Raw genomic sequence first — 25181 nt, forward strand, 5'->3', positions numbered from 1 at the left:
GGGCGTGGCGTTAGGCCGCCAGCGCCCCGAAGGGAAGGAAGGCCAGCCCGCCGCCCGCGGGCGGGGGCACCTCATGCGCGACGCCGAGCCTGCCCAGCTCCGCGATTGTCTCGCTGTTGCCGGAGATGAGGCGGAAGTGCTGCCGGGTGCCGGCCTCCGGCGCGGCCGCACCGCAGGCGGCCAGGAAGCGCTCCGCTTCGATATGGCAGGCCACGACGCCCTCGGCCAGCAGCGCGCAGCGGTCCAGCCCCAGCTGGCGGCATAGCCGCGCCAGGGCCTCCACTTCCGCCGTTGCGCGCCGCCTGGCCTCGGCCAGCAGCGGCAGCACCGCCTCGGGCTCGCGTTCCGGCATGGCCCAGGCCTCGGGCGGGCAGCGGCGGGTGAGCGGGTCGATCTGCAGTCCCGTCTCGGGCTTCACGGGGTAGAGCCGGCAGACCAGGGGACGTTCGGCATAGATCGCGCAGCCCTTGTCGGCGCGCAGGTTCGGGCAGCTTTCCCCGAAGGCGCCCACCAGGGTGACATGCACGGCCACCTCCGCCCCGCCCGCCGAGGCCCTGAAGCAGCGCGCGAGCATCTCCGCCGCCGGGGAATGCTCGGGCGGCGGCTGATCGGGCCACAACCCGCCCGAGAGCAGGATTTCCACCCCATGGCCGCGGCGGGCCCAGGCCTGCGCTTCCTCCAGCCCCAGGCGCAGCCGCCATCCCTGGCAGCATTTGCCGCATTGGGTGCAGCCGAAGTGACGAAGCGATGCAGTGGCCATGCCCGCGATCATGAAGCGGGCCGGTGAAGAAGCCGTTGATGCCGGTGTGAGCATATTGCGAATGACTCCTAATTGCATCATACCGTGTCAGACCGTATAGGCATGGCGATCAGTTCATTTTTCAGCCATGAGGAAGCAACCTTTGCCTCCAGCCCCACGCGCCAGGCAGCGCTCCAGCCTTGCCTTTCTGCTTGTCTCCGGTGCCGCCTTCGCGCCGCCCGCCCTGGCCCAGGATGCCGCGGCGCCGGTCCTCGTCCCCGAGGTGAACGTGAATGCCGGCCTGCCCGCGCCCTATGCCCCGGTGCAGGGCTTCGTGGCCGAAACCACCGCCACCGGCAGCCGCACCAACACCCGGCTGAGCGAGACGCCGCAGTCCATCTCCGTCATCACGCGCGACCAGATCGAGGCGACGGCGGCGCATAACCTCAACGCCATCATGCGCTACACGCCCGGCGTGGCGGTCGACACGCGCGGCACGGTGGGGCGGCTGGACCAGTACACGATCCGCGGCTTCTCGGCCCCGCAGTTCCTGGACGGCATGCGCACCTTCGGCGGGCGCGACGCCAACCCCAGCGTCGATCCCTATCGCCTGGAGCGGGTGGAGGTGCTGCGCGGCCCGGCCTCCGTCGCCTATGGCCAGGCGGGCCCCGGCGGCCTGGTGAACCTGACCAGCAAGCGCCCGACCGAGACGCCCTTCCGGGAGCTGATGCTCAGCGGCGGAAGCTTCGGCACCTTCTCGGCCGGTGTGGACATGAGCGGCGCGCTGAATGCGGACCGCACCATCCTGGGCCGTATCGTCGGTTCCTACTCGCGCTCTGACACCCAGACCGACCACGCGCGCACGGAGCGCTATTTCATCGCGCCCTCCGTCACGCTGCGGCCGACCAACGACACCACCATCACGCTGATGGGCCTGTATCAGCAGGACCCCTGGGGCGGCACCTATGGCGGCGTGCCGGCCTATGGCTCGATCCTGCCGAACCCCTATGGGCGCATCCGCTCAGGCTTCTGGGATGGTGAGCCGAGCTTCGACCGGCTGCAGCGCACCCAGTATCAGCTGGGCTATGCCGCCGAGCACCGCTTCAGCGACAATCTGGTGGCGCGGCAGAACTTCCGCTGGGCGCATACGGATTTCTATTACCGCCAGGCGAACTACACGTCGCTGAGCGCGGATTACCGCACCGGCCCGCGCGGGCTGACGGGCACCGAGGGCAGCTTCGACACCATCACGCTGGACAACCAGCTGGAGGGGCGGGTCAACACCGGGCCCGTGCGCCATGTGTTGCTGGCCGGCCTCGACTACTACAACGTCAACAGCGACACCCGGGCGGGTTCCGTCTCCTCCAGCGCGGGGGTGCCGACGATCGACCTGTTCGCGCCCGTCTATGGCGTGACGATGCCCAACCTGGCCTATTCCACCCGCACCCGGCAGGAGCAGAGCGGCGTCGGCCTCTATCTGCAGGATCAGATGCGCTGGGGCCCGGTCTCGGTGCATCTGGCCGGGCGGTATGACTGGTACGATTCGCTCACGCGGGCCACGACGCTCAGCACCGGTGCCACCACGCGCACGCCCTTCAACCAGGGCGCGTTCACGGGCCGCGCGGCCATCATGTACCACACCGATTTCGGCCTGATGCCCTACTACGCCTATACCGAGAGCTTCGAGCCGCAGAGCGGCACCTTCGCCCCGGCGCGGGGCGGCTCGCCCTTCGTGCCCACCACCGGCCAGCAGCATGAGATCGGCGTGCGCTACCAGCCGCCCGGCATGAACGCGATGTTCACCGCGGCGCTGTTCGACCTGCGCCGGCAGAATGTGCTGACGACCGACCCGCAGGACACGCGCTATTCCGTGCAGAGCGGCGAGATCCGCAGCCGTGGCCTGGAGCTGGAGGCCCGCGCCAGCCTGATGGAAGGGCTGAACCTGGTCGCCAGCTACACCTACCTGGACAGCGAGTACACGAGCAGCAACTCCACCGTGACCGTGGACCGCCTGCTGGGCAGCCGCACCAGCACCGTGCCCCAGCGCGGGCGGGAGCCGACCTCGGTGCCGAACCACATGGCCTCGATCTTCACCCAGTACAGCTTCCAGCCGCGCCATTGGGCGGAGGGCCTGACCATCGGCGGCGGTGTCCGCTATGTGGGCGCCAGCTGGGGTGACGGCGCGAACACGCTGCGCGTGCCGGATGTGACGCTGGTGGACCTGATGGCGCGCTTCGACCTGGGCCGGGTGGCGCCCAGCCTGCAGGGCACCACCGTGCAGCTGAACGTCAGCAACCTGTTCGACGAGAAGTACACCTCGTCGTGCCTGTCCTATGCGTGGTGCTTCTACGGCTATCGCCGCTCCGCGATCGCGACCCTGCGCCACCGGTTCTGAGGCGTGGGACCAGGGGTGGAAGGGCGCATGCCCTTCCGCCTGCGGGCGTCAGCGGTCGTTCGCCCGGCAGCGGACGATCCGCTCGGCCTCGCGCGCGGCTTCGGCGGGCGTGGGGTGCTGGTTGGAGTTCGGCATCATCGTGTCCTCGGGGATGCGGGCCGAGTGGTGGCGCGACATCACCTCGGACACGCTGCGCCGGATCCGCCAGATCGGGTCGGGGGCCACGGTGCGGAAGGTCTGCGGCCGCCCCGGCGTCAGTGCCACGAGGAAACCCGTCAGGGCCGTCACGATGGCCCAGAAGGCGAACAGGGTGGTCGGCGCGGCCAGCCAGGAGAGCCATTCCTGCACCAAGGCGGGAACCGGGAGGCTCGACCGCAGAAACATCAAAATGAATACAGCCGCGAAAATAATCTGAGTCGCCAGGAAGAGACCGATCGTCGTTCTGCCGACGACGCCGCGTCGACGTTCCGTTATCTCAACGATCTTCATCCCGGACTCATCTGAATTGATGACGTCGTTGTAAGGAGTGCCGGGGTTTGCTCAATCGCTGATTGGCTTCGTCGGGATTATTTAATGTGCCCATGCATTAGCTTCCATAGAAAGCTATGCATCAATCCCAGCCGGGATCCGTCGAAAACAACGGCTTGTCGATCACGAACGCGTGAATACCGTCTCGAACACGACAGCATCCGCCCGAACCCGCCCGATCGAGAAATAGGCCACCACCCCGTCCCGGTCGCTCAATGCCCGGCGCAGCCAGCCGATGGGCGCCCCCAGCTTCAGGTCCAGCTGCCGCGCCGCCTCGGCATCCGCCGCATCCAGGCGGAAGCTCTGGCGCATGGTGGTCAACTGCGCGCCGCCCAACTCCTCCAGCAGCGGCAACGCCATCTCCCGGTCGAAGCGGCGTGGTGCCTGGTCGTAATAGGCGCGGCTGACGAACAGCTCGACGAAGACATAGGGCAGGCCGTCCGGCGTGGTGTGCACGCGGCGCATGCGCCGGTAGGCGGGCGCCAGCGCGCCGTCCGCCGGGGCCAGCCGCGGGGGCGTGTCGTCGGCCTCCAGGATGCGGGCCCTGTTGCCCTTGATGCGCTCCGCGATCGCGGGCCAGCCCAGGTCCAGCGGGATGGGCGGGCGGCGTGCGGGCGGGGCTTCCGTCACATAGGTGCCGCTGCCCTGGCGGGACCGCAGCAGCCCTTCCTCCGCCAGCAGGGCGATGGCCTGGCGGATGGTCGCCGGCGCCACCTCGCATTGCGCCGCCAGTTCCTGGATGGAGGGCAGGCGCTGCGCGGGGGCCAGCTTGCCGGTCAGGATGTCGTTGCGCAGCAGCGCCGCCACCCGGCGGTAGCGCAGGCCCGGATCGGTCGTCTCCAGGGGGGGCAGAAGCGTCTCGCTCATGGCCTCATTATCGCGTCGCGGCATCGGGGGCGCCAGCTATGGCGCAAATTCCCGTTGACAGCCATTCAAATTGTGATGGTCTTATGAATGACCAGCACGGAGTCCGCGCCTTGCCCGATGACAGCCCCTTCGCCGGCCTGCCCACGCATTTCCTGATCCCGGGCCATGGCCGCGGCCATACGGCGCATCACACGGACTACATGGCGGCCGAGATCGGCAGCGTCACGCTCTCCCCGCAGGGCGCGGTCGTCGCCGGTGAGTTCGTGGAGCTGAAGGTGGTGTTCACCGCCGGGCGTTTCGGCATGGATGACACGGGCTCCCTCCGGCTTTGCACCCGCCAGGTCAGCGACCTGGCGCGGCCGCAGTTCAAGGACCCGAAGGCCGCGAACTACACCACGGCCGAGGCCAGCAACGGCGCCATCCTGGAACTCGCCTTCGACCCCAAGCTGGCGATGCGGCCCTGGAGCCGCACGCTGACCATCTCGGTCAAGCGCGGCTTCCTGTCGCCGGGCGATACCATCACGATCCGCCTGGGCGACCAGCGCCAGGGCGGCCCGGGCCTGCGGATGCAGACCTACACTGAGGAACCCTTCCGCCTGCTGGCGCTGGCGGACGTGTTCGCCACCTGCAACTGGGCGCTGCTGGAAAACCAGCCCAGCCTGCGCGTGGTGCCCGGCGCGCCCGCCACCCATGTGGCCCTGCTGCCCACCCAGCGCCGCCCCGGCGAGGCCTTCGACCTGTGCCTGCGCGCCGATGACAAATGGGGCAACCCGACGCCGGAGCTTTCGGGCCGGTTCCGCCTGCGCCCCAGCGCCCCGGTGGCGGGGCTGCCCGAGACGATCGACTGGCCGGCGGGCCGCCGCGCCCTGCGCATCGAGGGGCTGACGGCGGCCGCCGACCCGCGCCTGACCATCGACTGGCTGGCGGAGGACGGCATGCTCCTCGCCACCTCCACGCCGCTGCGCCTCGCGCAGGCCGAGCTGCTGCCCTATTGGGCCGACCTGCACGGCCAGTCGGGCGAGACGGTGGGCACCGGCACCGCGCAGCAGCTGGCGACCTATGCCCGCGATGCCGCCTTCGTGGACGCCATGTGCCACCAGGGCAACGACTTCCAGATCACGGGCGAGTTCTGGGCTTCCCTGAACCGCACCACGGCCGAATTCGACCAGAAGGGCCGCTTCGTGTTCTTCCCCGGCTATGAATGGTCGGGCAACACGGCGCTCGGCGGCGACCGCAACGTGCTCTACCCCGAGGAAGGCCGCCCCATCCGCCGTTCCTGCCACGCGCTGGTCGAGGATCTGTCGGATGCGGACATGGATGCGCTGGATGCCCGCGCCCTGCACGCGGCCCTGCGCGCCGATGGCCGGCCGACCCTGTGCATCCCGCATGTGGGCGGGCGCTACGCCAACCTGTTCTACGCCCATGACCCCATGCTGGAACGCCAGGTCGAGGTGCATTCCGACTGGGGCACCTTCGACTGGCTGCTGGAGGACGCCTTCGCGGTCGGCGCGCGGGTGGGCGTCACGGCGGGTTCGGACGGGCATAAGGGCCGGCAGGGTGCGTCGCACCCCGGCGCGTCGCAGTTCGGCTCCTATGGCGGGCTGACCTGCCTGCTGGCGACCGAGCTGTCGCGCCCCGCGCTGTTCGACGCGCTGCGCCGCCGCCATCACTACGCCACCACATCCGCCACGCGGGTGCTGCTGTCGGTGGGCGTCACGCTCGCCACCCCCGCCGACCAGCATATCGACGACCCGGTGCTGGGCGGCGCGCCGGTCGGGCGCACGGCCAGCGCCATGATGGGCGACATCCTGACCGGCGTGAGCGATGCCGAGGCGCTGTTCAGCGCGGAGCTTTCGGCCGCCGGCCCCATCGAGCGCATCGAGCTGCGCAACCGCACCGAGCTGCTGGAGACCATCCGCCCCTACGCCCCGGCCGAATTGGGCCGGCGCATCCGCGTGCTATGGGAGGGGTCGGAATATCGCGGCCGCGGGCGCGAGACCTTCTGGGAGGGCGATGTGTCGCTGGCCGGCAATGGCTGGTCCGCCGTCTCGCCCATCAACCGCTGGAACCAGGACAAGCGCTTCGCGGTCTCCGCGGACAAGGTGGACTTCCAGGCGGTGACCACGGGCGGCTTCGGCGGGTTCGAGGCGATGCTGGACGATGCCTCGGCGGGCACGCTGCGCATCGCGACCGGCCTGGTGAACGCCGAGATCGACGTGGCCTCCATCGGCTTCGAGGAAAAGGTGTTCGAGGCCGGCGGCCTCGGCCGCCGCATCCGGGTGCTGCGCCTGCCGGATGTGAACCCGCATCACAGCTTCAGCTTCGAGCGCCGCGTCGCGCTGAAGCCCGACGCCGACAACGCGCTGTACCTGCGCGCCACGCTGGAAGGCGGGGCGGTGGTGTGGTCCAGCCCGATCTACCTCATCAAGTAACGACAGGACTTTCCGCGGACCGGCCCCGCCAGAGGGCCGGCCGCCCGCCAGCAGCACAGCATCACGGTTCCATGCGCGGAGACGACGCGATGCAGAGACGAGATTTCCTGGCCGGCCTGCCCTTGGCAGCCTTGCCGCTTCCGGCGCGCGCGCAGGCCTGGCCCGCGCGCCCCATCACCTTCATCTCGCCGCTGGCGGCCGGCAGCTCGGTGGACATCATGACGCGCATGATGGCCGAGCATTTCACCGGCCAGCTCGGCCAGCCGGTGGTGGTGGAAAACCGCCCCTCGGCCAACGGCAACCTGGCCATGGGCCAGGTCGCGCGCGGCACCCCGGACGGCTACACGCTGATCACGATGGGCCAGACCGGGGTGGCCTTCAATCCGCACATCTACCCCAGCCTGCCCTTCGATCCGCTGAAGGACTTCACCTATGTCACCCGCATGGTGGCCGTCAGCAACGCGCTGATCGTGCGGGCGGAAAGCCCGTTCCGCTCGGTGGCGGATATCGTGGCGGCGGCCAAGGCGAACCCCGGCAAGCTGACCTATTCCTCGGGCGGGGTGGGCAGCACCCACCATGTGTCCTCGGCGATGTTCGGGCAGATGGCGGGGCTGGAGCTGGTGCATGTGCCCTATCGCGGCGCGCCCCAGGGTATCCTGGCGGCCCAGACCGGCGAGGTGGATTTCGCCTTCTACAACATCTCGACCCTGCTGCAGGGCATCCGGTCCGGCACGCTGCGGGCGCTGGCCGTGACCTCGGCCACGCGCTCCGCCTTCCTGCCTGATGTGCCGACCATGCAGGAAAGCGGCATCGCGGGCTATGAGATGGCCACCTGGTTCGGCTTCGCCGTCACGGCGGGCACGCCGGCGCCGATCGTGAACCGCCTGTACGACTGCGCGAAGAACATGATGGCCGACCGCGCCGCCGTGGCGCGCGTCACCGCCCAGGGCTTCGATACCGTCAGCCTGCTGACGCCGGCCGAGATGATCCCCCTGGTGCGGGCCGAATACGAACGCTGGGGACCCATCCTGCGGGCCGCCGGCGCAAGGCTGGAGTAGGGTGCGCGCCGGGGGCCTTGCCCCCGGACCCCTTCCCCGAACTTTCAGAAGACTCAAGGGTTCAAAGGGTCGCTACGACCCTTTGCGGGTTCCAAGGGCAGCGCCCTTGGTCGGGGTCCAGGGGGCGAAGCCCCCTGCCGTGCCCCCTACTTCAGCCGTGGCGCCGGCACGCCTGCCAGCTTGCACTGCGCGTCCAGGATGGCGGAGAAGTCGTTCTTGCCGAAGCCCTGGGCGCGGGCGGTGCTGAAGGCCTCACGCGCGGCGGCGGCCACCGGCAGGGGCACGCGGGCGGCGTTGGCGGCCTGGACGATCAGCGACAGGTCCTTGTGCGCCAGGTCGATGGCGAAGCCCGGGGCGGTGTCGCCCTTCAGCACCTTGTCCGGCCAGTTGATCTTCAGCTGGCCGTTGGTGGCGGTGGTGCCGTGGATGACGTCCAGCGTCTTCTCCAGGTCCAGCCCGAAGGCGGCCGAGAGGGACAGCGCCTCCGCGTTCAGCTGGCACAGGATGATGGCCAGGTAGTTGTTCACCAGCTTGGTGCGGGTGCCGGTGCCCGGGCCGCCGCAATGGTGCACGGTGGTGCCCATGGCCTCCAGCAGCGGCTTCACGCGGGCGAAGTCGGCATCCGAGGCGCCGACCATGAACAGGCTTTCGCCGCGCGCCGCATGGGCGGCCAGGCGGCCGACGGGGGCATCCACGAAGCCCACGCCCCGGGCGGCGGCGGCCTTGGCCAGCGCGTCGGTGGTCTCGGGGTCCACGGTGGAGCTGTCCATCAGGATGCTGCCCGGCGCCATCTTGCACAGCAGCTGCTCGGCGGTGGCGGAAACCTCCTTCGGGCCGGGCAGCATGGTGACCACGATGTTGCTGTGGCGGGCCAGGGCCTCGACGCTGTCGGCCGATTCGGCACCCAGTTCGCCCAGCGCCGCGACGGGGGCGGGGTTCAGGTCATAGACCGTCAGCGGGAACTGTTTGCGGCGCAGATTGCTGGCCATGCCGCGGCCCATGTTGCCGAGGCCGATAAAACCGACGCGTTCCATGTGTTTCCAGACATCCTCTCTATCGGGCGATTGCAGAAACGCCCGTTCGCCGCCAAGCTTGGCCCATAAGACTAAAACAGGGAAGGATCAGTCCATGGAACGTCGCAGCCTGCTGGCTGCGAGCGCGGTCGCATCCGCGCTTGCTGCCCCGGCCATTACCCACGCCCAGACCCGCATCCGCTGGCGCATGCCGGGCAGCTTTCCAAAGAGCCTGGACACGCTCTACGGCACGCAGGAACGCATCTGCCGCCGCGTGCGGGAAATGACCGACGGCGCCTTCGACCTGCAGCCCTTCGGCCCCGGTGAGGTGGTGCCCGCCCTGTCCGTGATGGATGCGGTGGGGCAGGGCAGTGTCGAGTGCGGCTACACCAGCGCCTATTACTACCTGGGCAAGGACCCCAGCCTGTCGATCGCCACCTGCCTGCCCTTCGGCCTTTCCGGCCGGCAGAACTGGTCCTGGCTGAATGAGGGCGGCGGGCGTGAGCTGCTGCGCGAGGTCTATCGCGACCAGGGCGTGATCGGCATTCCGGCCGGCAACACCGGCGCGCAGATGGGCGGCTGGTTCCGGCGCGAGATCAACACCGTGCAGGACCTGCAGGGGCTGAAGTTCCGCATCGCGGGCTTCGGCGGCGCGGTGCTGCAGAAGCTGGGCGTGGTGGCGCAGCAGATCGGCGGCGCGGACATCTATCCGGCGCTGGAGCGCGGCGTGATCGACGGCGCCGAATGGGTCGGCCCCTATGATGACGAGAAGCTGGGCTTCCAGCGCGTCGCCCGCTTCTATTACGCGCCGGGCTGGTGGGAATACGCGCCCAGCATCGACCTGATGGTGAACCCGGCCGCCTATGAGGCGCTGCCGAACCACTACAAGGTCATTCTGGAAACCGCCTGCGCCGAGGCCTGGCACTGGATGGCCGCGCGCTACGACTCGCTGAACCCGCAGGCGCTGCGCCGGCTGGTGGCATCCGGCACGCAGCTGCGCATCTTCCCGCGTGACGTGCTAATGGCCTGCTATCGCTCGGCGCAGGAACTGTACGCGGAACTGGGCAACAACAATGCCCGCTTCAAGCGCATCCACGCGGAGTGGGACAAGTACCGCATGGACCAGACCCAGTGGTTCCGCATCGCCGAGGACAGCCTCGCGAACTTCCTCTCGCTCGCGGCGCAGCAGCAGCGCTGAGGCCGCCGGCGGCCCGGGCGCTTCCCCCGGGCCGCCGAAGCATTCCGGCGCGTCCGTTTCGAGATCGAACGGAAGCGCCCACGGCTAAGAGTTTATTCGTTTATTCGGCGGATGCTGCGGGACCCGGGCCAGGATAGTCCGGGCCGGAGTACCCGCCCATGCCGCATACCGTTACTGCTCGGCGCCGTCGTTTCTGCGCCACCTTCCCGCCCCTGGTGGGGTTGGCTCTCTCTGCCGGAGAAGCGGAGGCAGCCGGTGAGAACTGCCTGGTGATCCGGGCGCGCGGCGCGCGTGAAGGCATGGTCCTGGAGCGCGCCGTGCTGGACGCCGCGCCGCGCGATACGCTGCTGACCCACACCCCCTGGACCGCCGGCCCGCAACGCTTCGAGGGACGGCCCCTGTGGCGCCTGCTGCCCGATGCGGCGCTGGCCGCCACCGTGCTGGAGCTGGAGGCGCTGGACAGCTACCGCATGACGCTGCCGATGGAGGATGCGCGCGAGAACGGCCTGTTCCTGGCCTGGCGCCATGGCGGTGCGCTGATGCCGGTGCGGGACCGCGGCCCCTTCTGGCTGCTCTACCCCTGGACCGAGCGGCCGGCGCTCGACACCCCACTCTATCACCGGCGCTCCACCTGGCAGCTGACCAGGCTGGAGTTCGCATGATGGGCCGCTGGACGGAGCTGCTGGCCTTCTGGCGCCGGCGCCTCAACTGGCGGAACGGGCTGCTGGCGGCGGGGCTGCTGGGCGGTCTGTCGGCGGGCGGGCTGGGGCTGGGCCTGGGCGGCGCCGTGGAACGCTTCCGCATCGAGGGCGAGCAGAGCCGATTCGGCCTTTGGGTACTCATGCAGGCCCGGGTCGAGGCCGAGCGCATGGCCACCGCCCTGACCCGCGCCAGCCTGCAGGACAGCCCGGAGGCGCGGGAGGAACTGGCCCTGCGCCTGGAGCTGCTCTGGGGCCGCATCCAGCAGCTGACCGGCGATGCGGAGCAGCGGGACCTGTCCGGCCTTCGCCGCCTGCACGAGGCCATGCCCACCATGCTGCGCCTGATGCGCGAGATCGAGGACGGCCTGAACGCCCGCGGCGGTGACCCCGCCCGCGTCCTTTCCCTGATCCGCACGCTGGAGCAGCCGCTGCAGGACAGCGCGACCGAGATGAACGGCATGCGCCAGGACTATGCGCGTGAGGAGCTGCTGGCCATCGCGTCGCGCCTGCGGCTGCTGATCCTGGGCTTCTTCCTGCTGCTGGGCTCGGCCGGGGCGCTGGTCTGGATGCTGGCGCTGGCCGGCCGGCGCGCCAGGCGCGCGCAGCGCGCGGCCGAACGCGCGGGGCATGAGGCGCATCAGGCATCGGACACGCTGCGGGCGCTGGTGGATGGCGTGCCCGCGATGATCTCGACCTTCGACGCCGACCGCCGCTTCACCTTCGGCAACCGCGCGCTGCAGGATTTCTCGGGCCGGACGGAGGCCCAGCTGCTGGGCCGCCGGCCGAGCGATGCCGGGCTCTCGGCCGATATCGAGCACGACGTGGCCCAGGTGCTGATGACCGGCCGCCCCATCGCGCCGCTGGAGCGCGAGGCGACGGACCGCTTCGGCCACCCGCGCTGCCTGCTGACCACCACCATCCCGCTGTTCGATGCGCAGGGCCGGGTGTGGCAGGTGCTGCGCACCGGCCTGGACGTGACGCAGCGCCGCCAGGCGGAGCAGCGCGCCCGCCACCTGTCGGAGCACGACGCGCTGACCGACCTGCCGAACCGCATGCTGTTCAACCAGGAACTGGCCCGCCGGCTGCGGCAGGAGCCGGGGCATCTGGCGCTGCATCTGGTGGACATCGACGGCTTCCGTTCCGTGAACGACACCCATGGCCAGGCGATGGGCGACACCATGCTGATGGCGGTCGCCCGGCGGCTGGGCGGGCTGATCCGCCCGCAGGACATGCTGGCGCGGCTAGGCGGGGATGAATTCGCCGTGCTGCAGCGACTGAACGCAGAGGGCGACGGCCTGCTGCTGGCCAGCCGCATCGTCCAATCCCTGGCCCAGCCCTTCCAGCTGGGTGAGATCGCGATCCGCTCCGGCGCCAGCCTGGGCCTGGCCATACTGGGCGAAGGGGAGGGCAGCGGCGTCTCGCCCGAGACGATGATGGCGCGCGCCGACCTGGCCCTGACCACCGCGCGGCGCGCGGGACGCGGGCGCTACATGGCCTTCAGCCCGGACATGGAGGGCGAGGCGCTGGCGCGGCGCAGGCTGCAGGGCGAACTGGCGGCGGCGCTCGCGGGCGGGCATCTGCACCTGGCCTATCAGCCCAAATTCTGCCTGGAGGACCGCCGCGTGGTGGGCGTGGAGGCGCTGATCCGCTGGAACCACCCGGAGCGCGGCGCGATCTCACCCGGCGAGTTCGTGCCGCTGGCCGAGGAAGCGGGGCTGGCCCTGCCCATGGCCGCCTTCGTGCTGCGCAGCGCCGCCCGCCAGGCGATGGAATGGCGTGGGCAGGGGCTGGAACTGCCGGTGGCCGTCAATCTCTCCGGTGAGCTGATCGGGCTGAGCGAGGCGCTGGAGCTGGTGCGCAGCGTGCTGGCTGAATCGGGCCTGCCTTCCAGCCTGCTGGAGGTGGAGGTGACCGAAAGCACCTTCATCGGCGACAGCGAGGGCGCGCGCCAGATGCTGCTTTCCCTGCGCGAGATGGGGGTGCGCGTCGCGCTCGACGATTTCGGCACCGGATTCTCCTCCCTGAACTACCTGCAGATGCTGCCGATCGACGTGCTGAAGGTGGATCGCAGCTTTGTGCGCGACCTGGAATCGAGCGCCGCCTCGGGCCGCATCGTGGACACGGTGGTGCGGCTGGCGCACGGGTTGGGGGCGCGTGTGGTGGCCGAAGGGGTGGAAACCGAAGGCCAGATGCTGGCGTTGCGGAAGCTGGGATGCGACATGGTACAGGGCTTCCTGCTGGCGCGTCCGCAACCGGCGGAGGCGATTCCCGGCCTCATCGCTGCAAAACATCAGGAAAGCATGCCGCTGAGCGCGTGAACGGGTTGACACCTTTTGGGTGAAACCGTATCCGCCCCATGCCTTCAGCGGGCATCCGCAGGAGGAGCGATATGGGTGACAAGGACGGTTTCGACGCCAGGCTGAACGCGGCGCGCACCCGCAACGGGTTGCAGCGGCCACCGAAGGCCAAGGTCGGGGATGCTCCGAAAAACCCATGGGGGTTTGGTATGCGTGCGGGGGTCGAGGTTGTCTCGGCCCTGGTGGTGGGCGTGGCCATCGGCTACGGGCTCGACCGCTGGCTCGGCACCTGGCCCTGGCTCTTCCTTGTGATGTTCGTCGTGGGCAGCGCGGCCGGGGTGTTGAACGTGTATCGTCTCTTCCGCCCTGGGCAGCGTGACCGGTAACTGACGGCTACTTATATCCGAGGGGAGCATCTTCGTGGCGGCGGAAGGCAAGGCGATCGACGCACTCAGCCAGTTCGAGCTGAACACCACCCTCGGCCCCCTGGGTGCCTCGGTGAACTTCACCCAGTCGAACCTGCACATGCTCTATGCCGTCATCATCGTGCTCGCGCTGATGACGATCGGGATGGGCGCCCGCGCCCTGGTTCCGGGTCGCCTGCAGGGCCTGGCCGAATCGGCCTACGAATTCATCATGGGCATGGTGGTCGAGCAGGTCGGCGAGGAGGGCAAGCGCTACTTCCCCTTCGTGTTCGCGCTGTTCATGTTCGTGCTGCTGGGCAATGTGCTCGGCCTGCTGCCCTATGCCTTCACCTACACCTCTCACATCGTGGTCACCTTCGGCCTGGCGGCCATCGTGATCATCACCGTGACCGGTGTCGCGCTGGCCCGTCACGGCTGGCACTTCTTCGGCTACTTCTTCCCGGAAGGCGCGCCGCTGTGGCTGGCGCCCATCATCATCCCGGTCGAGGTCGTCTCCTACCTGTCCCGTCCGCTCAGCCTCTCCATCCGTCTGTTCGCCAACATGGTGGCCGGTCACGTGATGCTGAAGGTGTTCGCCACCTTCGTGGTGATGCTGGCCGGCCTGGGCGTGGTGGGTCCCGTGTTGTCCCTGCTGCCGCTGTCTCTGAACGTGGCGCTGATGGGCTTCGAGTTGCTGGTGGCGTTCCTGCAAGCCTATGTGTTCGCCATCCTCACCTGCATCTACCTGCACGACGCAGTGCACCTGCACTAAGTCGGACAGGCAGAAAGCATCAATTCCCTAAGGAAGGATCTAACAAATGGAAGTCGCTGCCGCGAAGGCCATCGGTGCCGGTATTGCCGTTCTCGCCCTCTTCGGCGTCGGCCTGGCCATGGGCAACATCTTCTCCACCCTGATCGCGTCCGTGGCCCGTAACCCGGCCTCGCGCGACACGGTGTTCCCCATCGGCATCCTGGGCTTCGCCCTGACGGAAGCCGTGGCGCTGTTCGCCCTGCTGATCGCCTTCCTCATTCTCTTCGCCTGATCCGACGCGGGCGGGCATAATGCCCGCCTGTTGCTGATCTTTAGTGGAAGGGCTGGTCCTAGGGCCGGCCCCGACGCTTTACGAAGGGAACAAGGAGGCCCGACCTATGCCGCAGTTCCAGGATCCGCTGCTCCTCTCGCAGGCGGTGTGGCTGCTGATCATCTTCGGCGCCTTCTATTTCGTGCTGAGCTCCTTCGTGCTTCCCCGCGTGGGCAGCGTGCTGGAGGATCGGGCCGCGCGCATCTCCGCCGACCTTGAAGCCGCACGTGCTTCCAAGCAGCAGGCCGATGCCGCCCTGGCGGAACTGAACGCCGCGACGGCCAAGGCCCGTGCCGAAGCCCAGGCCGCGATCGCCGCTGCCGTGGCGGACGCCAATGCCAAGGCCCAGGCCGAAGCCGAGGCGCTGAACGCGAAGCTTTCCCAGCAGATCGACGCCGCCGAGGCCCGGATCTCCACCGCCCGTGACGCCGCCATGTCGGCCATCGGAACCGTGGCGACCGAGACCGCGACCGCGCTCGTCTCCAAGCTGATCGGCCATGCCGATGCCAACGCCGTGCAGTCGGCCGTGGGCCGCTCGCTGGCCAGCCGGGGGGCTGCCTGATGCACCATTACGAGCATTTCTGGCTGGATCCGAAATTCTGGGTCGCCATCAGCTTCCTGATCTTCTTCATCCTGCTGGCGAAGAAGGGCTGGGGGGTGATCACCGAGAAGCTGGATGCCCGCAGCAAGCGCATCGCCGATGAGCTGGCCGAAGCCTCCCGACTCAAGGTGGAAGCCGAAGCCATGCTGAAGCGGGCCGAGGCCGAGCGCATCGCCGCCATCGCCGAAGCCGAGCAGATGGTTGCCCGCGCGAAGGCCGAGGCCGAGCGCGTGGCTGCCGCCGCCGCCGCCGAAGCCGCGCAGGCTGCCGCCCGCCGGGAGAAGATGGCGATGGACCGCATCGCCGCTGCCGAAGCGAGCGCCCTGGCCCAGGTGCGCAGCGCCGCGGCCGAGGTGGCCGCCCAGGCTGCCCGTGCCGTGATCGCGGAAACGCTGACGGCCGAAACCGACGCGGCGCTGGTCGACCAGGCCGTCGCCGGGATCCCGAACGCGCTTCGCGCCGCCTGATCCCGCGGTTTCTGCCGAAAAATCGATCAGGGCCGGCCTCGTGCCGGCCCTTTTCTTTTATATGCCGCCGCGTGATCTCGCTTCCGAAGCGCGGGGCCTGCCATTAGCCTCCCCCGGTCCATCCAGGTGAGGCAACAACAATGAAGAAGCTTCTCGCGGCTGCCCTGCTCGCCACTTCGGCGCTGACCGGCATCGCCCAGGCCAATGTCTTCCGCTGGGCCAATGACGGCGACGTCAATTCGCTCGATCCCTATACGCGGTCCGAGACCTTCCTGCTCTCCTTCAACGCCAACATCTATGAGCCGCTGGTCCGACGCGACCGTCAGCTCCGGGTGGAAGCAGCCCTGGCCGAGCGTTGGGAGCTGGTGAACCCCACCACCTGGCGCTTCCACCTGCGCCGGAACGTGAAGTTCTCCGACGGCTCGCCCTTCACCGCCGATGACGTGGTGTTCTCCATCGCGCGCGCGCGCGGCCCCGGCTCCAACATGACCGGCAACTTCGCCTCGGTCACGGCGGTGAACAAGGTCGACGACTTCACCGTCGACATCGTGACGGAACGGCCGAACCCGATCCTGGTCGAGGAAATCACCAATATCGGCATCATGTCCCGCGCCTGGTCGGAGCGGAACGGCGCGCAGCGCGTGGCCGACCTGACCAGCCGCGAGGAGAACTTCGCCACCCGCAACGCGATGGGCACCGGCCCCTTCATGGTGCAGAGCCGTGAGCCCGACCGCCGCACCGTGCTGGTGCCGAACCCTAACTGGTGGGACACGCCGACCCATAACCTGACCCGCGTCGAGTTCAACGTCATCGCCAATGACGCGACCCGCGTGGCCGCCCTGCTCTCGGGCGAGGTGGACATGGTCTACACCGTGCCGCCGCAGGATGTGGACCGCATCAGCCGCGCGCCCAACATGCGCGTGATCCAGAGCGCCGAGCTGCGCACCATCTACCTCGGCATGGACCAGATGCGCGCGGAGCTGCTGAAGAGCGACGTGCGCGGCCGCAACCCGTTCCAGGATGTCCGTGTGCGGCGCGCCGTCTATCAGGCGATCGACATGCAGGCCATCCACACGCGCGTGATGCGCGGCCAGTCCCGCGTGACCGGGCAGTTGATGGGCCCGGGCGTGAACGGCTTCCTGGAGGCGAACGACCAGCGCCTGCCCTATGACCCCGCTGCCTCACGCGCGTTGCTGACCGAGGCGGGCTACCCGAACGGCTTCGGCGTGACGATGGACTGCCCGAACGACCGCTATGTGAACGATGAGGCCGTCTGCACCGCCATCGTCGCCATGCTGGCGCGGGTGGGCGTGCGCGTGACGCTGGCCGCCCAGACCCGCGTGCGCTTCTTCGCCGAGGTGAACGCCCCCCGCTACAACACCAGCTTCTATCTGCTGGGTTGGACGCCCAACACCTATGACGCGCACAACGTGCTGTTCAGCCTGGCCGGCACGCGCAACGGGGCCCGTGGCGTGTTCAACAATGGCGGCTACTCCAACCCGCGCCTGGACGCGCTGATCGACCAGATCGCGGTCGAGACCGACCCCGCCCAGCGCCAGGCGCAGATCACCCAGGCGACGCGGATGATCCAGGAGGATGTGGGCTATATCCCGCTGCACCAGCAGCAGATCGTCTGGGCGGCGCGCAGCAACGTGACGCTGGTTCAGCCGGCGGATAACTACTTTCCGCTGCGGTTTGTGCGGATTGGGAACTAATCTTCTTTTTCTGTAGAAAAAGAAGCAAAAAGACTTTTGCGAGTGGGCCTGGCCTTTGATGGCTGGGCCCATTTAACTATCAAAAATTTTTTGGTTCTTTTTTTCAAAAAAGAACGATTACAGCCACCGCGCCGTATGGCTCCCCAACGGCATGGCCGGCATCGCCGCGTAACACGGGGTCAATTCCATATGCTCCGGCGGCTTCACCGAGGTCAGCAGCCCGAAGCCCGTCTCATGGGTTTCCAGCAGGTCGGCCACATCCTCCTGCGTCGGTTCCTTGACCGCGAAGCCGTTCTCCAGCCGCCCCAGCCCGCGCAGCCAATGCCCGGTGCGCGCCAGCGAGACGCGCACACGCCAGCTGCCGCCTTCCTCTGCCCGGCGCAGCCAGGCCGCCATGGTGCCCAGCGCCAGCAGATAGCCGCTGGCATGGTCCAGCGCCTGGCAGGGCAGGGCGCGCGGCGTGTCCTCGCCGGCGGCGGCGGCTTCCTCGGCGTTCATGCCGGTGGCCGTCTGCACCAGGCTGTCGAAGCCGCGCTTGTTGGCCCAGGGGCCCTGCACGCCATAGGCCGACAGATGCGTGACGACGATGCCGGGATTCAGCTCGGCCAGCTTCTCGTCGGAGAAGCCGAGGCCTGCCAGCGCGCCCTGGCGATAGGATTGCATGACGCAATCGGCACCCTTCACCAGCTCGGCGAAACGGGCGGCGTCGGTCCGCAGGTCCAGCTCGGCGCAACGCTTGCCGGGGCCGGTCTCCATCACCAGGGCCGGGATGCTGGGCAGGTGCGGCGCGGTGATGTGCAGCACATCGGCGCCATGCAGGGCCAGGGTGCGGGCGCCGACGGGCCCCGCGATCACGCGCGTCAGGTCCAGCACGCGCATGCCTGTCAGCGGGCGGTGCGCGGCCTCGGGCAGCGGCTTGCGCGGCGCGTCGCCGATGCGCTCGATGATCAGCAGCGGCTGGGCGGCGATGGCCTCGTAATGCGGGTGGGCGAACCATTCGGCCTGGCTGCGGCAGGCGGAGACGCACATGCCGGCGGCGGTCGCCTCGGTCTCGAAATCCACCGAACCGCGCTGGGCCAGGGCGGCGGCCACGGCCTCGCGCGTGCCCTCCACCCCCAGCAGCCTGATGATGCCGGCGCGGTGGTGCGGGAAATTGGTGTGCAGCCGCACCCAGCGGTCGCGGGTGCGGTACAGGCCGGCGATGCTGTCCCAGCCCTCGCGCGCCGGCTCGTTGCCCTGGCGCAGGTGGCGTTCGCCGCGAAAGGCGATGGCGGCGTCGCGCATCGGCACCGTCACTGTCTGCATCGGCCCGCCGCGGGCATGGTGCACGGCCGCCGCCGCCAGGGCGCTGGCGGCGATGCTGGCCTGCGCCACCGCATCCACGCGGAAGGAGGACGGCAGCACCGGTTCCTGCCCCGGCAGCTTCGCATGATCGGCCAGGGAAACGGGCAGGCCGGCGGCCTTCAGCACATCAGCAAGGATCATCCAGCGAGGCTGACATGGGCCGCCACCACGCGCCAGCCCTCGGGGAAGCGGATCCAGGCCTGGGTCTGGCGGCCGTTGCGCGGCTGGCCCTCACGCGTGAACTCGGTCCAGGCGGTGCCGGCATCGCGGCCATAGGTGGTGATGACGGTGCGCGTCAGCGTGCGCGCCAGCCCCACGGCCGGGCGGGCGGCGCGGAAGGCCGCGATTTCCTCATGGCCATACAGGTGCTCGGCCACGCCATAGCGCACGGTCTCGGGCGCCATGCGGAACAGCTCGTCCAGCACGGCCACGTCGTTGGTGACCAGCGCCTGCTCATAGCGCTGAAAGGCGGCAGTCAGCTCGGCCAGGGCCTCGGGGTTGTTCACTTCCATGCGGGTCAGCCCTTCGTGGCCAGATAGGCGCGCCAGCCGCCCAGCGCGGTGATCTCGGGCTGGCCCTCGGCGCCGGCGGCCTCGCACAGGAAGCCGAGCGGATTGCCGCCATCCGACAGCGTGACGCGGCCGAAGCCCAGCGGCGGCGGGATCTCGGCCAGGAAGGGGCCAAGCGAGGCGGCGGGCAGCGCCCAGACCTCGCCGGCGACGGAACCGCCGCCCTCGCTCACCCGCACCATGCCGGGGCGATGGCCCATGGCGTAGAGGCGATACAGCGGCGCCGTGGTGGCGGTGCGCAGGAAACGCCCGCCATGGCCCAGCACCTGCGGATTCAGAGGCAGCCCGGCCATATGCGCGCCGATGCAGAACAGCTCCACCTCGTCAGCCGCCACGGCGGGGGCCTGGAGGGCCTCGCCGGTGAAGGCGGCGGCCAGCGCGCTGATGCGCCCCTCGGTGAAGGCGGGCGCCAGGAAGGTGACGCCGCAGGGAATGCCGTCCTCGCGCCGGCCATTGGGCACCGCGATGCCCGCCAGGTCACAGAGGTTCACGAAATTGGTGTAGGTGCCCAGCCGCGAATTGGCCGCGATCGGGTGGGCGGCCATTTCCTCCAGGCTCGGCAGGCCGGGATGGGTCGGCAGCAGCAGCGCATCGGCGGCGGCGAAGATGGCGCGGGAGACGAGGCGTGCCTCGGCCACCGCGTGGAAATCGGCAAAGGCGTCCACCGTCCGGCGCTCCAGCCCATCCTCCAGGATGGCGCGGGTCACGGGGTGCAGGCTGCCGGGGTTCTCCTCGACGCGGTCCTTCAGGGCGGAGGTCCGCTCGGCCACCCAGGCGCCGTCATACAGGCGGCGGGCGACGGCCAGCAGCGGCTTGATCGTCACGCGGGTGATGGTGGCGCCGATCGCCTCGGCACGGGCCAGCGCGGCGTCGAAGCGCCTCTCGTCCTCCGGCGTCTCGAACACCAGCTCCTTCTGATGCGGCACGGCCAGGCGCCAGGCCGGCTGCGGCGCGCTGACGGGCTGCCAGCCGGGCGGGGCGGTGCGGGAATAGGGGTCCTGCGCATCCGGGCCCGCGGCCACGCGCAGCACCTCGGCCGCGTCGGCGATGGTGTGGGCGAAGACCGAGACGCAATCCAGGCTGCGGCAGGCGGGCACCACGCCGCGCGTGGGGATCAGCCCCAGGCTGGGCTTCAGCCCTACCAGCTCCTGCGCGGCGGCCGGCACGCGGCCGCTGCCGGCGGTGTCGGTGCCCAGCGAGAAGGCCGCGATCCCGGCCGCGACGGCAGAGGCGGAACCGGAGGAGGAGCCGCCGGGCACATGGGTCGGCACCACCGCGTTGCGCGGCGTGCCATAGGGGCTGCGGCTGCCGTTCAGCCCGGTGGCGAACTGGTCCAGATTGACCTTGCCCAGCAGGATGGCCCCGGCCTCCAGCAAGCGGGCCACGGCCGGGGCGTCATCCTCGGGAATATGGGAAAAGTCGGGGCAGGCGGCGGTCATGGCGATGCCCGCCACCGCGATGTTGTCCTTCACCACGAAGGGAATGCCGAACAGCGCCCGGCCCTGCGGCCCCTCCGCCGCCAACTGGGCGGCGCGGGCGCGCACATCCTCCGGCGGCACGCGCGTGATGAACAGCGCGGGGTCGGCGACGGCATCGATCCGGGCGAGGGTGGCTTCCGCCACCTCCACCGGGGAACCGCCGGCGGCGTAGAAGCCGCCCAAGGAGGCGATGGTCGGCAGGCTCATTTCAGCAGTTCCGCCGCCGCGCGCAGCAGCGCGCCGTCAGGCTGGCGCAGGGCGCGCAGCACCGAGAAATGCTCGGCGCCCGGAATGGGCAGCAGCGGCCCCGGCGCATGATGCGCGGAGCGATAGGCGTGGAAATCCCGCGACTGCTGCACCAGCGCCGGCAACTCCGCGCTGCCATAGGTGACGAGGATCGGCTTCTGCACCACCGGCCGGCGGATCGGCGACAGCTCCGCGATTTCCTCATCCGTCAGCTTCAGGGCGGTGTTGAGGTAGGTGTCGCGCAGCGGCCCCAGCTCGAAGATGCCGGAGATGGCGATGGCGGCGCTCACGGCCGGGTGCTCGGCGCCCATCGCCGCCAGGTGCCCGCCGGCCGACCAGCCGGACAGCACCACCGGGCCGGACATGCCGTGCTCCCCGCCATGGGCGGACAGCCAGTCCAGCGCCTTGTGGATCTGCCAGGTCAGCCCCGTCAGCGTCACGTCCGGGCACAGGTCATAGCCGCAGAGGGCGAAGCCCCAGCCCATGGCCCGCGCGCCTTCGGCCATGCAGAAGAAATCCTGCCGGCGGTTGCGCTGCCAGTAGCCCCCATGGATGAAGACCAGGATCGGCGCCTCCGGGTTCTCGGCGGGCCAGAGGTCCCATTGCTGGCGTTCCGTCTCCCCATAGGGCAGCGCGGCCAGGGGGGGCGCCACGGCGGCCGAGGCCGCGTTGCGCTCCGCGATCTGTTCCGCCGAGTCGGCGACGGCGAGGTTGTTGTTGAACGACGCGTCGCGTGCTGCCTGCGAGAGGCTGGACCAATCCATGGGGTGACGGGGCTCCTGTTAACCGATGATCCTGATCGGGCTTCCGGCAAGATAGGCCTCGATCACCTCCACCGCACCCTTGAAATACTGGGCGAAATTCTCGGCCGAGACATAGCCCAGATGCGGCGTGAGCAGCGCATGCGGCGCGCTGAGCAAGGGATGGGCAGGCGGGATCGGCTCGATGTCGTACACGTCGATGCCGGCCCCCGCGATGGTCCCGGCCTTCAGCGCCGCGATCAGCGCATCCTGGTCGATCAGCGGGCCGCGGCTGGTATTGATGATGATCGCGGACTTCTTCATCAGCGCGAGGTCGGGGGCGGCGATGATGCCGCGCGAACGCTCGGACAGCAGCAGGTGCAGGGTCACGACATCGGCCGTGCGCAGCAGTTCCTCCTTGCTGACGCGCGTCGCGCCCACGGCGGCGGCGGCCTCATCGGTCAGGTTCTGGGACCAGGCGACGACCTTCATGCCGAAGGCCTGGCCCACCTTGGCCACCCGCGTGCCGAGCTTGCCGAGGCCGACCACGCCGAGGGTTTTGCCCTCCACCGTGCTGCCCACCCCGCCCAGCAGGGTCTGGCGCTGCCAGTTGCCGGCCCGCATGCTCTCGGCCTGTTCCGGCAGGCCGCGCATCATGTTGATGATCAGGCCCCAGGTGATCTCGACCGTGGGCGCGCCGAAGCTGGAAGTGCCGCAGAGGGTGATCCCGCGCTCCTTGCAGGCCGCGTCGTCGATGCCGCGGTTGCGCTCGCCCGTGGTGATGAGGAGCTTGAGATTGGGCAGGCGCTCGATCAGGCTGCGGGGGAAGGGGGTGCGCTCACGCATCGCCAGGATGGCGTCGAAGGGCGCCAGCCGGGCCACCAGCGCGTCCTCATCCTTCAGCGTGTCCTGGAACACGGTCTTTTCGATGCCGGGCAGCCGGGCCCAGTCGGGATGGGACAGGGTCAGGCCCTGGTAGTCGTCCAGGATGGCGAGGCGCTTGATCTCGGGCATGGAGGTTTCCTGCTTGTATGCGCGGCTGATGTTGGGGGCGCATGCGGCCCGTAAACCCGTGCTTCGTCAATCCGTGGTGAGAAAGGGCGGAGTTTCCTGGCATTCCGCCGGATGATCCCCATTATCCACAGGGCGTTCTGCTTCCTTCTGGGGCAGGCGCTCCGCTAGGCTTGGGGTTTGCGGGACTCCGGCGTTTGGCCCATGACACCGCACCGCCTCTCGTATCAGGACGCATACCGAACCCGATGACTTCCGCCGCCCAACAGCATGTACTGCCCGGAGCCGATGCGTTCCGCCTGCGCGCGGGGAATTTCAGCATCCTGGTGCTGCGCCTGCTGGACGGGCGCCCTGAGGTGGTGCTGCCCGCGCTGGGCGACCAGTTCCGCCGCGCGCCGGGCTTCCTGCGCTTCGCGCCCATCGCCATCGGGCTCGACGACCTGAACCTGACCCCCGCCGAGATCGATTTCCCCGGGCTGATCGCCGGCCTGCGCGGCCTCGACATCGTGCCCATGGGCGTGGTGGGCGGCAGCCCCGCGCTGCGCCAGGCCGCGGCCGCCGCCGGGCTCTCGGCCCTGCGCCCCTCCGGCGCCGAGAAGGAGATCGAGCAGGCGCCCGCGCCCGCCCCGGCGGAACCGCCGGCGCCGCGCTCCGACTTCCAGGGCAGCGGCCGCACGGCGATGATCGTGACGCAGCCGGTCCGGAGCGGCAGCCGCATCTATGCTGAGGGCGCCGACCTCATCATCACCTCCACCGTGAACCCCGGTGCCGAGGTGATCGCGGACGGCAACATCCATGTCTATGGCGCGCTGCGCGGCCGGGCGGTGGCGGGTGCCGCCGACAACCCGGACGCGCGCGTGTTCGCACTGAACTTCGACCCGGAACTGATCGCCATCGCCGGCCTGTACGCCGTGCGGGAAGGGCTGACCGCAGCCCCGATCGGCCGCACCGTCATGGTGCGGCTGGATGGTGAATCGCTCCGCTTCGAGAAACTTTGAGAGGGTAGCGCATGGCACAGGTCATCACGGTCACGTCCGGCAAGGGTGGGGTGGGCAAGACCACCTCCTCCGCCGCTTTCGCCACCGGCCTCGCGCAGCGCGGCAAGCGCACGGTCGTGATCGACTTCGACGTCGGCCTGCGGAACCTGGACCTGATCATGGGTGTCGAGCGCCGGGTGGTGTTCGACATCATCAACGTGATCACGGGCGAGGCGAAGCTGAACCAGGCGCTGATCAAGGACAAGCGCGTGGACGGGCTCTATATCCTCCCGGCCAGCCAGACCCGCGACAAGGACGCGCTGACGCATGAAGGCGTCGGCAAGATCATCGAGGAACTGGCGAAGGAATTCGACTACATCCTGTGCGACAGTCCCGCCGGCATCGAGCGCGGCGCCCTGCACGCGCTGTATCACGCCGACCAGGCCATCGTGGTTACCAACCCCGAAGTCAGCTCCGTGCGCGACAGCGACCGCATCCTGGGCGTCATCCAGTCCCGCTCCAAGCGCGCCGAGGAAAAGCGCGAGCCGGTGAAGCAGCACCTGCTGCTGACCCGCTATGACCCCGTGCGCGTCGAGCGCGGCGAGATGCTGAAGCTGGACGATGTGCTGGAAATCCTGGCCATTCCGCTGCTGGGCGTGATCCCGGAAAGCGAGAGCGTGCTGAAGGCCAGCAACAGCGGCAATCCGGTTATTCTGGACAATGAAAGCACCGCCGGTCAGGCTTACGCGGACGCCGTCGCCCGATTCCTGGGCGAGGACAAGCCGCACCGCTTCCTCGACACCGAGAAGAAGAAGGGGCTGTTCGGGCGCCTGTTCGGCGGGAGGGCCGCATAATGTCCTGGCTGAATTTCTTTCGGTCGCAGAAGCCCGAGGCGCCCAGCGCCTCCGCGGCGAAGGACCGGCTGCAGATCATCCTGGCGCATGAACGCGTCAGCCGCGACGGCGACGACTTCCTGCCCAAGCTCCAGAAGGAGCTGCTGGAAGTGGTCGCGCGCTACGTGAAGATCGATGCCGACAAGGTGAAGGTGGACCTGGAACGCGGCCAGGGCATGAGCACACTGGCCATCGGCGTGGAACTGCCGGGCAACGGCACCGCGAAGCGCAGCGCGGCCTGAGGGTGGACCCGGGGGCCTTGCCCCCGGACCCCCGCGCAAGGGCTTTGCCCCTGCACCCCACCAAAGGCCGAAAGGCCTTTGGAAACCGGGAGCTGAAAGTTTGGGGAGGGGGCAGCAAGCGCCCGTGGAACCCAAACGCGCTCCGAGCCCCCTCCCCAAACTTTCAGAAGACTGATGGGTTCCA

At 69.3% G+C, this 25181-nt stretch carries 24 protein-coding genes; 15 read left to right on the forward strand and 9 right to left on the reverse strand.

All coding sequences use genetic code 11. The features are described 5' to 3' along the window. Positions 1-10 precede the first annotated feature (10 nt). Positions 11-760, reverse strand: coding sequence for a YkgJ family cysteine cluster protein (locus EOD42_RS11805; protein ID WP_164867898.1), 750 nt, complete (start codon positions 758-760; stop codon positions 11-13). Between the two features lie 127 nt (positions 761-887). On the opposite strand from EOD42_RS11805, the gene EOD42_RS11810 reads away from it, so the two are divergent. Next, positions 888-3134, forward strand: a complete 2247-nt coding sequence (locus EOD42_RS11810; RefSeq protein ID WP_127787716.1) for a TonB-dependent siderophore receptor — start codon at positions 888-890, stop codon at positions 3132-3134. A gap of 48 nt (positions 3135-3182) precedes the next feature. Here EOD42_RS11810 and EOD42_RS11815 read toward each other — a convergent pair whose 3' ends face one another. Beyond that, positions 3183-3482: a hypothetical protein gene (locus EOD42_RS11815; protein ID WP_164867899.1), complete on the reverse strand. Its 300-nt coding sequence runs from the start codon at positions 3480-3482 to the stop codon at positions 3183-3185. A 303-nt stretch (positions 3483-3785) separates the two neighbouring features. Further along, positions 3786-4529: a GntR family transcriptional regulator gene (locus tag EOD42_RS11820; RefSeq protein WP_164867900.1), complete on the reverse strand. Its 744-nt coding sequence runs from the start codon at positions 4527-4529 to the stop codon at positions 3786-3788. A 110-nt stretch (positions 4530-4639) separates the two neighbouring features. Between EOD42_RS11820 and EOD42_RS11825 the strand changes: the two genes are divergently transcribed. Then, positions 4640-6961, forward strand: coding sequence for a DUF3604 domain-containing protein (locus tag EOD42_RS11825; RefSeq protein WP_206020327.1), 2322 nt, complete (start codon positions 4640-4642; stop codon positions 6959-6961). Positions 6962-7050: 89 nt separating this feature from the next. Beyond that, positions 7051-8019, forward strand: a complete 969-nt coding sequence (locus tag EOD42_RS11830; RefSeq protein ID WP_164867901.1) for a Bug family tripartite tricarboxylate transporter substrate binding protein — start codon at positions 7051-7053, stop codon at positions 8017-8019. 146 nt (positions 8020-8165) lie between these two features. Here EOD42_RS11830 and EOD42_RS11835 read toward each other — a convergent pair whose 3' ends face one another. Further along, positions 8166-9053, reverse strand: coding sequence for an NAD(P)-dependent oxidoreductase (locus EOD42_RS11835; RefSeq protein WP_127787720.1), 888 nt, complete (start codon positions 9051-9053; stop codon positions 8166-8168). A gap of 94 nt (positions 9054-9147) precedes the next feature. Between EOD42_RS11835 and EOD42_RS11840 the strand changes: the two genes are divergently transcribed. From EOD42_RS11840 to EOD42_RS11880, 9 genes are all read left to right on the forward strand, one after another. Next, positions 9148-10230, forward strand: coding sequence for a TRAP transporter substrate-binding protein (locus EOD42_RS11840; protein WP_127787721.1), 1083 nt, complete (start codon positions 9148-9150; stop codon positions 10228-10230). A 158-nt stretch (positions 10231-10388) separates the two neighbouring features. Continuing rightward, positions 10389-10892, forward strand: a complete 504-nt coding sequence (locus EOD42_RS11845) for a hypothetical protein (protein ID WP_127787722.1) — start codon at positions 10389-10391, stop codon at positions 10890-10892. Beyond that, the gene (locus EOD42_RS11850; RefSeq protein WP_127787723.1) at positions 10889-13249 is read left to right on the forward strand and encodes a putative bifunctional diguanylate cyclase/phosphodiesterase; all 2361 of its coding nucleotides are present in this window, start codon (positions 10889-10891) and stop codon (positions 13247-13249) included. Before EOD42_RS11845 ends, EOD42_RS11850 begins: the two co-directional genes overlap by 4 nt. A gap of 71 nt (positions 13250-13320) precedes the next feature. Then, positions 13321-13614 carry an AtpZ/AtpI family protein gene (locus EOD42_RS11855; RefSeq protein WP_127787724.1) on the forward strand — a complete coding sequence of 98 codons (294 nt, stop codon included), beginning with the start codon at positions 13321-13323 and terminating at the stop codon, positions 13612-13614. A gap of 34 nt (positions 13615-13648) precedes the next feature. Continuing rightward, on the forward strand, positions 13649-14404 hold the full coding sequence (locus EOD42_RS11860) for a F0F1 ATP synthase subunit A (RefSeq protein ID WP_127787725.1): 756 nt from the start codon (positions 13649-13651) through the stop codon (positions 14402-14404). A 46-nt stretch (positions 14405-14450) separates the two neighbouring features. Beyond that, a complete protein-coding gene (locus tag EOD42_RS11865; protein WP_127787726.1) occupies positions 14451-14675 on the forward strand; it encodes an ATP synthase subunit C family protein in 225 nt (74 codons plus the stop codon). A gap of 106 nt (positions 14676-14781) precedes the next feature. Further along, positions 14782-15276: a F0F1 ATP synthase subunit B family protein gene (locus tag EOD42_RS11870; protein ID WP_127787727.1), complete on the forward strand. Its 495-nt coding sequence runs from the start codon at positions 14782-14784 to the stop codon at positions 15274-15276. Beyond that, positions 15276-15782, forward strand: coding sequence for a F0F1 ATP synthase subunit B family protein (locus tag EOD42_RS11875; RefSeq protein WP_127787728.1), 507 nt, complete (start codon positions 15276-15278; stop codon positions 15780-15782). The genes EOD42_RS11870 and EOD42_RS11875 overlap by 1 nt, the downstream gene beginning before the upstream one ends. A gap of 140 nt (positions 15783-15922) precedes the next feature. Then, positions 15923-17497, forward strand: coding sequence for an ABC transporter substrate-binding protein (locus EOD42_RS11880; RefSeq protein WP_127787729.1), 1575 nt, complete (start codon positions 15923-15925; stop codon positions 17495-17497). 117 nt (positions 17498-17614) lie between these two features. Here EOD42_RS11880 and EOD42_RS11885 read toward each other — a convergent pair whose 3' ends face one another. The 5 genes from EOD42_RS11885 to EOD42_RS11905 are packed head-to-tail and all read right to left on the reverse strand — an operon-like array spanning position 17615 to position 22888. Beyond that, positions 17615-18982: a CoA transferase gene (locus EOD42_RS11885; protein ID WP_127787730.1), complete on the reverse strand. Its 1368-nt coding sequence runs from the start codon at positions 18980-18982 to the stop codon at positions 17615-17617. Next, a complete protein-coding gene (hpxZ, locus tag EOD42_RS11890; RefSeq protein WP_127787731.1) occupies positions 18979-19353 on the reverse strand; it encodes an oxalurate catabolism protein HpxZ in 375 nt (124 codons plus the stop codon). Before hpxZ ends, EOD42_RS11885 begins: the two co-directional genes overlap by 4 nt. Positions 19354-19358: 5 nt before the next feature. Then, positions 19359-21095, reverse strand: a complete 1737-nt coding sequence (gene atzF, locus EOD42_RS11895) for an allophanate hydrolase (protein WP_127787732.1) — start codon at positions 21093-21095, stop codon at positions 19359-19361. Beyond that, positions 21092-21898 (reverse strand): alpha/beta hydrolase, encoded by an 807-nt coding sequence (locus tag EOD42_RS11900; RefSeq protein WP_127787733.1) that lies wholly within the window; start codon positions 21896-21898, stop codon positions 21092-21094. Before EOD42_RS11900 ends, atzF begins: the two co-directional genes overlap by 4 nt. Positions 21899-21916: 18 nt before the next feature. After that, on the reverse strand, positions 21917-22888 hold the full coding sequence (locus EOD42_RS11905) for a D-2-hydroxyacid dehydrogenase family protein (RefSeq protein WP_127787734.1): 972 nt from the start codon (positions 22886-22888) through the stop codon (positions 21917-21919). Between the two features lie 245 nt (positions 22889-23133). On the opposite strand from EOD42_RS11905, the gene minC reads away from it, so the two are divergent. Genes minC through minE form a run of 3 tightly spaced genes read left to right on the forward strand, consistent with a single transcriptional unit; the run spans position 23134 to position 24997 of the window. Next, positions 23134-23883 (forward strand): septum site-determining protein MinC, encoded by a 750-nt coding sequence (gene minC, locus EOD42_RS11910; protein WP_127787735.1) that lies wholly within the window; start codon positions 23134-23136, stop codon positions 23881-23883. Positions 23884-23894: 11 nt separating this feature from the next. Then, positions 23895-24716 (forward strand): septum site-determining protein MinD, encoded by an 822-nt coding sequence (gene minD / locus EOD42_RS11915; protein ID WP_127787736.1) that lies wholly within the window; start codon positions 23895-23897, stop codon positions 24714-24716. Then, complete coding sequence (gene minE / locus EOD42_RS11920; RefSeq protein ID WP_127787737.1) at positions 24716-24997, forward strand: cell division topological specificity factor MinE; 282 nt, start codon at positions 24716-24718, stop codon at positions 24995-24997. The genes minD and minE overlap by 1 nt, the downstream gene beginning before the upstream one ends. Positions 24998-25181: the final 184 nt, after the last annotated feature.

Origin of the sequence: Rhodovarius crocodyli, assembly GCF_004005855.1 — a bacterium.
GTDB lineage: Bacteria > Pseudomonadota > Alphaproteobacteria > Acetobacterales > Acetobacteraceae > Rhodovarius > Rhodovarius crocodyli.

Coding starts and splice junctions, on each gene's coding strand:
- hpxZ (WP_127787731.1), bottom strand. CDS start 19,353: ATGGAAGTGAACAACCCCGAGGCCCTGGCCGAGCTGACTGCCGCCTTT.
- EOD42_RS11885 (WP_127787730.1), bottom strand. CDS start 18,982: ATGATCCTTGCTGATGTGCTGAAGGCCGCCGGCCTGCCCGTTTCCCTG.
- EOD42_RS11850 (WP_127787723.1), top strand. CDS start 10,889: ATGATGGGCCGCTGGACGGAGCTGCTGGCCTTCTGGCGCCGGCGCCTC.
- EOD42_RS11905 (WP_127787734.1), bottom strand. CDS start 22,888: ATGCCCGAGATCAAGCGCCTCGCCATCCTGGACGACTACCAGGGCCTG.
- atzF (WP_127787732.1), bottom strand. CDS start 21,095: ATGAGCCTGCCGACCATCGCCTCCTTGGGCGGCTTCTACGCCGCCGGC.
- EOD42_RS11830 (WP_164867901.1), top strand. CDS start 7,051: ATGCAGAGACGAGATTTCCTGGCCGGCCTGCCCTTGGCAGCCTTGCCG.
- EOD42_RS11900 (WP_127787733.1), bottom strand. CDS start 21,898: ATGGATTGGTCCAGCCTCTCGCAGGCAGCACGCGACGCGTCGTTCAAC.
- minD (WP_127787736.1), top strand. CDS start 23,895: ATGGCACAGGTCATCACGGTCACGTCCGGCAAGGGTGGGGTGGGCAAG.
- EOD42_RS11870 (WP_127787727.1), top strand. CDS start 14,782: ATGCCGCAGTTCCAGGATCCGCTGCTCCTCTCGCAGGCGGTGTGGCTG.
- minC (WP_127787735.1), top strand. CDS start 23,134: ATGACTTCCGCCGCCCAACAGCATGTACTGCCCGGAGCCGATGCGTTC.
- EOD42_RS11865 (WP_127787726.1), top strand. CDS start 14,451: ATGGAAGTCGCTGCCGCGAAGGCCATCGGTGCCGGTATTGCCGTTCTC.
- minE (WP_127787737.1), top strand. CDS start 24,716: ATGTCCTGGCTGAATTTCTTTCGGTCGCAGAAGCCCGAGGCGCCCAGC.
- EOD42_RS11855 (WP_127787724.1), top strand. CDS start 13,321: ATGGGTGACAAGGACGGTTTCGACGCCAGGCTGAACGCGGCGCGCACC.
- EOD42_RS11810 (WP_127787716.1), top strand. CDS start 888: ATGAGGAAGCAACCTTTGCCTCCAGCCCCACGCGCCAGGCAGCGCTCC.
- EOD42_RS11875 (WP_127787728.1), top strand. CDS start 15,276: ATGCACCATTACGAGCATTTCTGGCTGGATCCGAAATTCTGGGTCGCC.
- EOD42_RS11820 (WP_164867900.1), bottom strand. CDS start 4,529: ATGAGCGAGACGCTTCTGCCCCCCCTGGAGACGACCGATCCGGGCCTG.
- EOD42_RS11880 (WP_127787729.1), top strand. CDS start 15,923: ATGAAGAAGCTTCTCGCGGCTGCCCTGCTCGCCACTTCGGCGCTGACC.
- EOD42_RS11840 (WP_127787721.1), top strand. CDS start 9,148: ATGGAACGTCGCAGCCTGCTGGCTGCGAGCGCGGTCGCATCCGCGCTT.
- EOD42_RS11845 (WP_127787722.1), top strand. CDS start 10,389: ATGCCGCATACCGTTACTGCTCGGCGCCGTCGTTTCTGCGCCACCTTC.
- EOD42_RS11805 (WP_164867898.1), bottom strand. CDS start 760: ATGGCCACTGCATCGCTTCGTCACTTCGGCTGCACCCAATGCGGCAAA.
- EOD42_RS11835 (WP_127787720.1), bottom strand. CDS start 9,053: ATGGAACGCGTCGGTTTTATCGGCCTCGGCAACATGGGCCGCGGCATG.